This is a genomic window from Snuella lapsa (genome assembly GCF_039539345.1).
GTDB lineage: Bacteria > Bacteroidota > Bacteroidia > Flavobacteriales > Flavobacteriaceae > Snuella > Snuella lapsa.
In genome coordinates this window covers 7,136-16,976 of sequence record NZ_BAABCY010000096.1, presented here as the reverse complement: position 1 = coordinate 16,976, position 9,841 = coordinate 7,136, and the positions used below count along the sequence as shown (strand labels likewise).

The window sequence follows — 9,841 nt, the reverse complement described above, 5'->3', positions numbered from 1 at the left end:
CGTCACCATCGTTGTCCTCATAGTACAGCTGTGGCTCATGAACGGAAACATCTCCGTCATCACAGTCCGTGTTGTTGTCGGAATAACCGTTGGGAGCAACGGACTCGCAGAGCATCGCCGTAGTCGTAGACCCGTAGCCGTCGCCATCTGCATCTACATAGTACAGCTGTGGCTCATAAACAGAAGCATCGCCATCGTCACAGTCCGTGCTGTTATCGGAATAGCCGCTGGGTGCAACCGACTCGCAGAGCATCGCCGTGGCCATAGACCCGTAGCCATCGCCGTCCGCATCTACATAGTACAGCTGTGGCTCATGTACCGACGCATCGCCATCGTCACAGTCCGTATTGTTAGCTGAATAACCACTGGGAGCAACGGACTCACAGAGCATGGCCGTGGCCGTAGACCCATAGCCGTCGCCGTCAGCATCGATATAGTACAGCTGTGGCTCATAAACAGAAGCATCGCCATCGTCACAGTCCGTATTGTTAGCTGAATAACCACTGGGGGCAACGGACTCGCAGAGCATCGCTGTGGTCATAGACCCATAACCGTCTCCATCCGCATCTACATAGTACAGCTGTGGCTCATGTACCGATGCATCGCCGTCGTTACAGTCCGTGTTATCGCTCACATAGTTATCCGGGACCGAGCAAGCCTCTATGGTATTGCCCGAGTCGCCATAACCGTCACCGTCCATATCGGCGTAATAGGTCGTTGTCACGCCTTCATCTATTTGTCCGTCACAATCGTTATCCTTGCCATCACATATCTCAATGGCATCTGGATTAATATCAAAATTGGTATCATCGCAATCGCCTTCGTTTTCCGTATATCCGTCGCCGTCATCATCGGTGTCCGCTGAACTGTCCAAGGTACCTGGGTCACAATCATCGTCCTTTCCGTTGTCCAATATCTCTACCGCCCCTGGGTGCACGTTTATATCGCCATCGTCACAGTCCGTGCTGTTATCGGAATAGCCGCTGGGAGCAACCGACTCGCAGAGCATCGCCGTGGCCGTAGACCCGTAACCGTCGCCGTCAGCATCTACATAGTACAGCTGCGGTTCATGTACCGACGCATCGCCATCGTCACAGTCCGTGTTATCGCTCACATAGTTATCCGGGACCGAGCAAGCCTCTATGGTATTGCCCGAGTCGCCATAACCGTCACCGTCCATATCGGCGTAATAGGTCGTTGTCACGCCTTCATCTATTTGTCCGTCACAATCGTTATCCTTGCCATCACATATCTCAATGGCATCTGGATTAATATCAAAATTGGTATCATCGCAATCGCCTTCGTTTTCCGTATATCCGTCGCCGTCATCATCGGTGTCCGCTGAACTGTCCAAGGTACCTGGATCACAATCATCGTCCTTTCCGTTGTCCAATATCTCTACCGCCCCAGGATGCACGTTTATATCGCCGTCGTCACAGTCCGTATTGTTATCGGAATAGCCACTGGGTGCAACCGACTCGCAGAGCATCGCAGTGGTCGTAGACCCGTAGCCGTCACCATCCGAATCGATATAGTACAGCTGTGGCTCATAAACGGAGGCATCGCCATCGTCACAGTCCGTGTTATCGCTTACATAGTTATCCGGGACCGAGCAAGCCTCTATGGTATTGCCCGAGTCGCCATAACCGTCACCGTCCATATCGGCGTAATAGGTCGTTGTCACGCCTTCATCTATTTGTCCGTCACAATCGTTATCCTTGCCATCACATATCTCAATGGCATCTGGATTAATATCAAAATTGGTATCATCGCAATCGCCTTCGTTTTCCGTATATCCGTCGCCGTCATCATCGGTGTCCGCTGAACTGTCCAAGGTACCTGGGTCACAATCATCGTCCTTTCCGTTGTCCAATATCTCTACCGCCCCTGGGTGCACGTTTATATCACCATCGTCACAGTCCGTATTGTTGTCGGAATAGCCACTGGGGGCAACCGACTCGCAGAGCATTGCCGTAGCCGTAGACCCGTAGCCGTCGCCGTCAGCATCGATATAGTACAGCTGTGGCTCATAAACAGAAGCATCGCCATCGTCACAGTCCGTATTGTTAGCTGAATAACCACTGGGGGCAACGGACTCGCAGAGCATCGCTGTGGTCGTAGACCCGTAACCGTCACCGTCCGAATCTACATAATACAGCTGCGGTTCATAAACGGACGCATCGCCGTCGTCACAGTCCGTGTTGTTAGCTGAATAGCCACTGGGAGCAACGGACTCGCAGAGCATCGCTGTGGTCGTAGACCCATAACCGTCGCCGTCAGCATCGATATAGTACAGTTGTGGCTCATGTACCGACGCATCGCCGTCGTCACAGTCCGTGTTGTTATCGGAATAGCCACTGGGGGCAACGGACTCGCAGAGCATCGCCGTGGTCGTAGACCCATAACCGTCGCCATCTGCATCGACATAGTACAATTGTGGCTCATGTACCGACGCATCGCCATCGTCACAGTCCGTATTGTTAGCTGAATAACCACTGGGGGCAACGGACTCGCAGAGCATCGCAGTGGTCATAGACCCATAACCGTCTGCATCCGCATCGACATAGTACAATTGTGGCTCATGTACCGACGCATCGCCATCGTTACAGTCCGTATTGTTGTCGGAATAGCCACTGGGGGCAACGGACTCGCAGAGCATCGCCGTGGTCGTAGACCCATAACCGTCGCCATCTGCATCGACATAGTACAATTGTGGCTCATGTACCGACGCATCGCCATCGTCACAGTCCGTATTGTTAGCTGAATAACCACTGGGGGCAACGGACTCGCAGAGCATCGCAGTGGTCATAGACCCATAACCGTCGCCGTCCGCATCTACATAGTACAGCTGTGGCTCATGAACGGACGCATCGCCGTCGTCACAGTCCGTGTTGTTATCGGAATAGCCACTGGGTGCAATAGACTCGCAGAGCATGGCCGTAGTCGTAGACCCGTAACCGTCGCCGTCAGCATCGACATAGTACAATTGTGGCTCATGTACCGACGCATCACCGTCGTCACAGTCCGTGTTGTTAGCTGAATAGCCGCTGGGGGCAACGGACTCGCAGAGCATCGCAGTGGTCGTAGACCCATAGCCGTCGCCGTCAGCATCGACATAGTACAATTGTGGCTCATGTACCGACGCATCGCCATCATCACAGTCCGTGTTGTTAGTCGCATAACCACTGGGAGCAACGGACTCACAGAGCATGGCCGTGGCCGTAGACCCATAGCCGTCGCCGTCAGCATCTACATAGTACAGCTGCGGCTCATGTACCGATGCGTCTCCGTCGTCACAGTCCGTATTGTTATCGGAATAGCCACTGGGTGCAACCGACTCGCAGAGCATGGTCGTGGTGGTAGACCCGTAGCCGTCACCATCGTTGTCCTCATAGTACAGCTGTGGCTCATGAACGGAAACATCTCCGTCATCACAGTCCGTGCTGTTATCGGAATAGCCGCTGGGGGCAACGGACTCGCAGAGCATCGCAGTGGCCGTAGACCCATAGCCGTCGCCGTCCGCATCTACATAGTACAGCTGTGGCTCATAAACAGAAGCATCGCCGTCGTCACAGTCCGTGTTGTTATCGGAATAACCGCTGGGAACTGAACATGCTTGTACAGTAATTAAGGGATTACCATAACCATCGCCATCATTATCTTCATAGAAGGTATCTAATCCTGAAGTATCCAAATCGTCATCGTCATCGTCTATTAAGCCATCACAGTCGTTATCTACACCATCACAGACTTCTGTAGCATCAGGATGGACTGCAGGGTCATCATCATCACAGTCTACATCTATGTGGTCTACATAACCATCCATATCGTCATCAGTAACTGGTGTTGAAGACCATATCCTTAAGTCGAACGTAGGGTTAACAGGTGTGGTGGTGCCTTTATAGTACACCCGTACATAATATCTCTGCCCCACTGTTAAACCACCGGCTATAATCTCTTCATCTGCCAGGGTTGTATTTGGGTCGTCTGAACAATCCAAATAGGATAAAGTATTGCAATCTCCTGAATACAGTGTTAAAACCCCATCGAAGGTTGGGTCCAATGTTATGGTCACACTGGCTGTTTGTGCCAAAAACCAATACCAAACATCGTCCCGTGCGTTTCCTGTAGTGCCGTTACAGTTCTCTGCAGCGACATCGGTTCCCGCGCCTCCGTCCAAACTATCCACAATAGGGGTGGCCTCAGAAGCGAAATCCGTATTGATATCTTGGACTGCCTTGATCGCACCATCACAAAAATCGTTGTCTGGTGGCGATGCGCTATTGGTTACATATGTTGGTGGGAACTTGAACCATCCACTTGTCTCATTGGAGGCACAGCTCGACTGCACATAGATCCAATAGGACGTACCGGGCATCAAAACACTCCCTGAACTGGCTTCAGTCGTCGGTGCCGTTGTTGACCCCATGGCCTTTATATCATCTCCCGGATCGTTTCCGGAAGGCACTATCTGCCAATTATAGCCCGTAGGTGTACTCAAGGCAGGTGGGCTCCAGTAAAAATCGATACGGGTATCGGACTTATAGCTAATACCCCCAGGGGCGCCTGGCATATTACAGGTGGCCGCCGACAGGTTTTGAATGGTAAGTGTATGGAAATCCATATCGGATGAACACCCCGAATCTAAATTGATATGAATCCTAATCGTCCCCGTACCAATGGGATCTTTAGCCAAAGGAGAAGTCCCATATACTATCTCTAAATCAGCTCCGTCACGAATAGTAATGAAATCGGTATTGGGATTGTTGGTATCTGTACGATTGCTAGTAAATTTATATTCGTCTCCCGAATTAAGCCCGGTAATTTCAACATACTCACCAGCTTCAATACCTATAGCTATTTGATGTTGTTCTCCATCGTTGATATCTACACCTACTGGAATAGTCGTTCCATCATAGGCTTTGTTATTCAAACACTGTGAATACAATACCCCTGATATACAAAGCATAAAGATTAAAAATATAACCTTTTTCATGTCCTTATGTTTTTCTTTATAAAACACAACATCCTTTCGATTATATTGCTCCTGTATGAATCAATACAGCCCAAACACTGAATAGGTAAGCTCTCTCGACATAAGTACACGAAGCATTTACAGGAATTTATTTTTTGATTTCGAGGCAAGGCATGGAGCACTTAAACCTCTATTATCAAGTGAATAGATAGCATATACTCATGTATTTAAAAGCAGTGCTACCTAAGTATCAATCTGTTCAAAATCCAATTGGGGCCTTTATCCTGCTTCTGTTGTTTAAATAAAAGGCAGCGTAACACTAACACTATTAAGCTATAGTTTTACAATACGCCTGATAATTTTTTTGCTACTATGTATTGGAGTTGAAATCTTAAGTAGATAGATTCCGTTTTGTAAAGTATCTAAATGATCTATTTCGATATAATCATGAATACCTTGTTTGATACTTCGCAAAATAATGCGCCCACTAATATCAAATATTGCAATGTCTATTGTTTCACCATGCATATTGGGAATTTCTATCACAATATTTGAGTTAAATGGATTGGGTCTTATTATAAGTTTATCAAAATCAAATGTGTCCAAAGCCAGCGTTTCATCGGTCATACCATCACAATCATCGTCTATGCCATTATCTGAAATTTCTGTAGCATCGGGATGGATTGCAGCCACATTATCGTTACAATCATTACTTGTCAAACTATACCCAACACCGGGATCAGAACAATAGCCTGTCCCAGAATCGTTTTCATCACCATAACCATCCTGGTCTGAATCTACATAATAAGTAGTCTGACCCGTCACGGATGGATCAACATCATCAATAAGCCCATCACAATCATTATCTATGGTATCACACACCTCTGTTGCATCGGGATGAACAGCATTATTAGTATCATCGCAATCCATACTGTTTGCAACATAGCCGTCTGGTTGTGTATTTGACAAGCTCGTTTCATTAATATCTCCATAATTATCCTCATCGGCATCCAAATACCAGGTTTTAAGATCGGCTCCATCACAATCTTCATCTATACCATTGTCTGGAATCTCTGTTGCATCGGGATGGATTGCAGGGTCATCATCATCGCAGTCTACATCTATGTGGTCTACATAACCATCCATATCGTCATCAGTAACTGGTGTTGAAGACCATATCCTTAAGTCGAACGTAGGGTTAACAGGTGTGGTGGTGCCTTTATAGTACACCCGTACATAATATCTCTGCCCCACTGTTAAACCACCGGCTATAATCTCTTCATCTGCCAGGGTTGTATTTGGGTCGTCTGAACAATCCAAATAAGATAACGTATTGCAATCTCCTGAATACAGTGTTAAAACCCCATCGAAGGTTGGATCCAATGTTATGGTTACACTGGCTGTTTGTGCCAAAAACCAATACCAAACATCGTCCCGTGCGTTTCCTGTAGTGCCGTTACAGTTCTCTGCAGCGACATCGGTTCCCGCGCCTCCGTCCAAACTATCCACAATAGGGGTGGCCTCAGAAGCGAAATCCGTATTGATATCTTGGACTGCCTTGATCGCGCCATCACAAAAATCGTTGTCTGGTGGCGATGCGCTATTGGTTACGTATGTTGGTGGGAACTTGAACCATCCACTTGTCTCATTGGAGGCACAGCTCGACTGCACATAGATCCAATAGGACGTACCGGGCATCAAAACACTCCCTGAACTGGCTTCAGTCGTCGGTGCCGTTGTTGACCCCATAGCCTTTATATCATCTCCCGGATCGTTTCCGGAAGGCACTATCTGCCAATTATAGCCCGTAGGCGTACTCAAGGCTGGTGGGCTCCAGTAAAAATCGATACGGGCATCGGATTTATAGCTAATCCCCCCAGGAGCGCCTGGCATATTACAGGTGGCCGCCGACAGGTTTTGAATGGTCAATGTATGGAAATCCTCATCGGTACCACAGCCCGAATCTAAATTGATGTGAATCCTAATCGTCGCCGTACCAATGGGATCTTTAGCCAAAGGAGAAGTCCCATATACTATCTCTAAATCAGCTCCGTCACGAATAGTAATGAAATCGGTATTGGGATTGTTGGTATCTGTACGGTTGCTTGTAAATTTATATTCGTCTCCCGAATTAAGTCCAGTAACCTCTACATACTGTCCGGCTTCAATACCTATAGCTATTTGATGTTGTTCCCCATCGTTAATATCTACACCTACTGGAATGGGAGGATCGGTATATTCTGAGGTGTTCAAACATTGTGAAAATGAAACTCCAGAAGTGGCCAACATAAAAATAAGTAGTACAAGCTTTTCCATACATAATAAATTTAACGGTTACATGCAGCCTAAAAAGCATTTGGTGTTTTTGCATAACACACACATTTTCAGCCACTCTACTAAATATATTCATAAATAGCTAGATCATTCTGTATTCATGGTTGAAACACCATAAATTTCGGTAAAACACCAAGGGTCAAAACGTCAATGCGATTACTAATTTTAGCATCTATAAATTTCCCTCTAATAAAGAATTTCTTGAAACGAACTATCCTCGAGGCAGATCCATAGAGGTATTTCGCTCGTTTCATTTTGACCTTTAAGGTCAAAAACCGAAATTCTATATTTAGATTCCCATTTCCATGGGAATGACAATGTCAGTGGAAACCGCGACGCAAAGCGTCGAGGAATTCTTTTCGATTAAAGTTATTGGTTATTGGAGTAATGGGTATTAAATGTTAAAAACTGGGTATTGGATCATAGCTGTTGGCTGTTAGTTGTTGGATTATCACGTTATGCTATTAGCTTTAAACTTTCCACTGTCAGTTATGGGTTATAAAGTGATTGGTGTTAGTGATTGGTGTTAGCTATTGGGTACTGGGTGTTGGCTGTTCACTTTCCACTTTCAACAATTAACTTTTCACTTTTAATTTTTAACTTTCAACTTTTCTCTAGCTACAAAACCAATGGCTGTTATATTCATCATACAGCATTTAAAAAAGGAGCAATATACATATATACTGCTCCTTTTTAACTTATAGCATCAAAAAGCTATTTTTGAGGTTTTGATGAAACAATTTTCTTAACTACGCTACCTCTTGCTGTGGTAACCCTAACAAAGAACATTTGATCGTCTGTTCTTGATAAATCAAATCTGGTATTACCAACTGAGCTCTTAATGTAGCTTCTATTTTCAGCCTGTCTTAATAAAGCTCCTTTAATATCGTATACTTTGATTTTTACATCCGTATCATAATCAAATTTATAACTGATATTAACCTCGTTTTCAAATGGAACGGGATAGGCTTTAACTTGATCGGCTTTGCCCCAAGGATCAATTTGAACCACACATTCCTCAACAGCTTCAGGAGGCATGTTTTCCTGGAATTCACCGTAATCGGTTGTTGGTACAAATCCATTCGGTGCCACTTCACCCGAAACATCACTACAGGCCACAGCATGGGCGATCACATATACTACTGGACCTCCTTGAACTATAATGGTCTTCTCGGCGTCGGTAGAGGTACTCCATGACGTTACGAAATCCAAATCACCCGCATTAAAGGTATACTGACCCGGTGCTACAGTGTATTCACCATTTTTACCTGTTGGGTAAGCATCACATCCTATATATAAGTGGGCTTCATCCAAACCTATACCAGCTGCCATTTCATACAAGGCAGTAATGGTATAATCCTCTGGACTGTAATTAATAGTTACTGTACCCACATACTCACCTTTATTAAGCAAGCATTTACCTGCACCTCTGTAAAGGTCTAATACATAAGGTTCCCAAGACGGTGTAATGGCATTGGTCCAGCCCCAACGGTGGAAACCGTTTTCACGGAAACACGTACTAATACTAGTATCGATTGCAGCCTCGGCTCCTTCGCCATTAACAGCAACACCAAAGGCTGTTCCACACTCGGTACACTCTACCACAGGAATATCAACCGTATCACTATTGGTACAACCGTTACCATCGGTATAGGTATAGGTTACCGTATAGTTAGCGGCAGGGATACCTCCTGCTGGTACTGTAAATAATCCGTCTGTAGTAATGTATGGGCCACTCCATTCTCCGCCTTCAGGTGAGCCTGTAAGCTGCACAAAGTTACCCTCTAAATTACATATTGCAAGCGGAGGATCTCCGGCTTCAACCACTGGAAGTGGATATACCTCGAATACAGTAGCTGCTCCTGATTCTGTTATACATTCATCCTGTGTATCGATCTCAACTAAGAATGCATACACACCGGGTACTGTTGGTGGATATGGGCATCCGGTATTAGGATCGATAACTACATCCTGTACCTCGCCTCCATCTTTAACAAATCCTATCCATACAATTTCGGCACCTTCTACATCGGTAGAAGCATAGCCGCATAAGGATGCTGGTGGATTATCTTCACAATATGAGGCTGGTGTTACCGCTGGATCGGCATTTGTTCCGTTTACGGTTAAAGTACGGGAACAAGTTGAAGAACAACCATTAGCATCCGTAACTGTTACCTCATATTCACCCGGTATTGTTAAACCTGAAATTGTTGCAGTATTAGCTGTAAAATTACCCGGTCCAGTCCAACTATAACTAGTACCTCCTGAAGCGGTAAAGCTTGCTGTTTCTGCAGGATCTTGACCTGCACAGATTACATTGTCGCCGGTTATATTGCAAATTGGGTTTGCATTATTAGTCAGATCAACTTCGTCATAATCCGTACAGTTTGAATTCGCAACGTTGGTCAATGTCCAACGTAAGGTAGCTGTGGTTCCTGCAGGAACGCCCGTTACCGTTGTGGTCGCGCTCGTATTATCTGTTATGGTGGCCGTTCCTGATTCTACTGTCCACATACCACTGAATCCTGCTGG

3 protein-coding genes are annotated in these 9,841 nt (G+C 46.1%); all 3 read right to left on the bottom strand.

What is annotated here, in order from left to right:
* Window positions 1–4,996, bottom strand: a 4,996-nt coding sequence (locus ABD792_RS17495) for a putative metal-binding motif-containing protein (protein WP_345007667.1), incomplete at its 3' end; no start/stop codon positions are given.
* Window positions 4,997–5,308: 312 nt separating this feature from the next.
* Window positions 5,309–7,291: a T9SS type A sorting domain-containing protein gene (locus tag ABD792_RS17490; RefSeq protein WP_345007666.1), complete on the bottom strand. Its 1,983-nt coding sequence runs from the start codon at window positions 7,289–7,291 to the stop codon at window positions 5,309–5,311.
* 732 nt (window positions 7,292–8,023) lie between these two features.
* On the bottom strand, window positions 8,024–9,841 hold a 1,818-nt coding region (locus tag ABD792_RS17485), incomplete at its 5' end, for a T9SS type A sorting domain-containing protein (RefSeq protein WP_345007665.1).

What these genes read in the sequence shown, in the direction of transcription:
- ABD792_RS17490 (WP_345007666.1), bottom strand. Translation starts at nt 7,291, where the DNA reads ATGGAAAAGCTTGTACTACTTATTTTTATGTTGGCCACTTCTGGAGTT.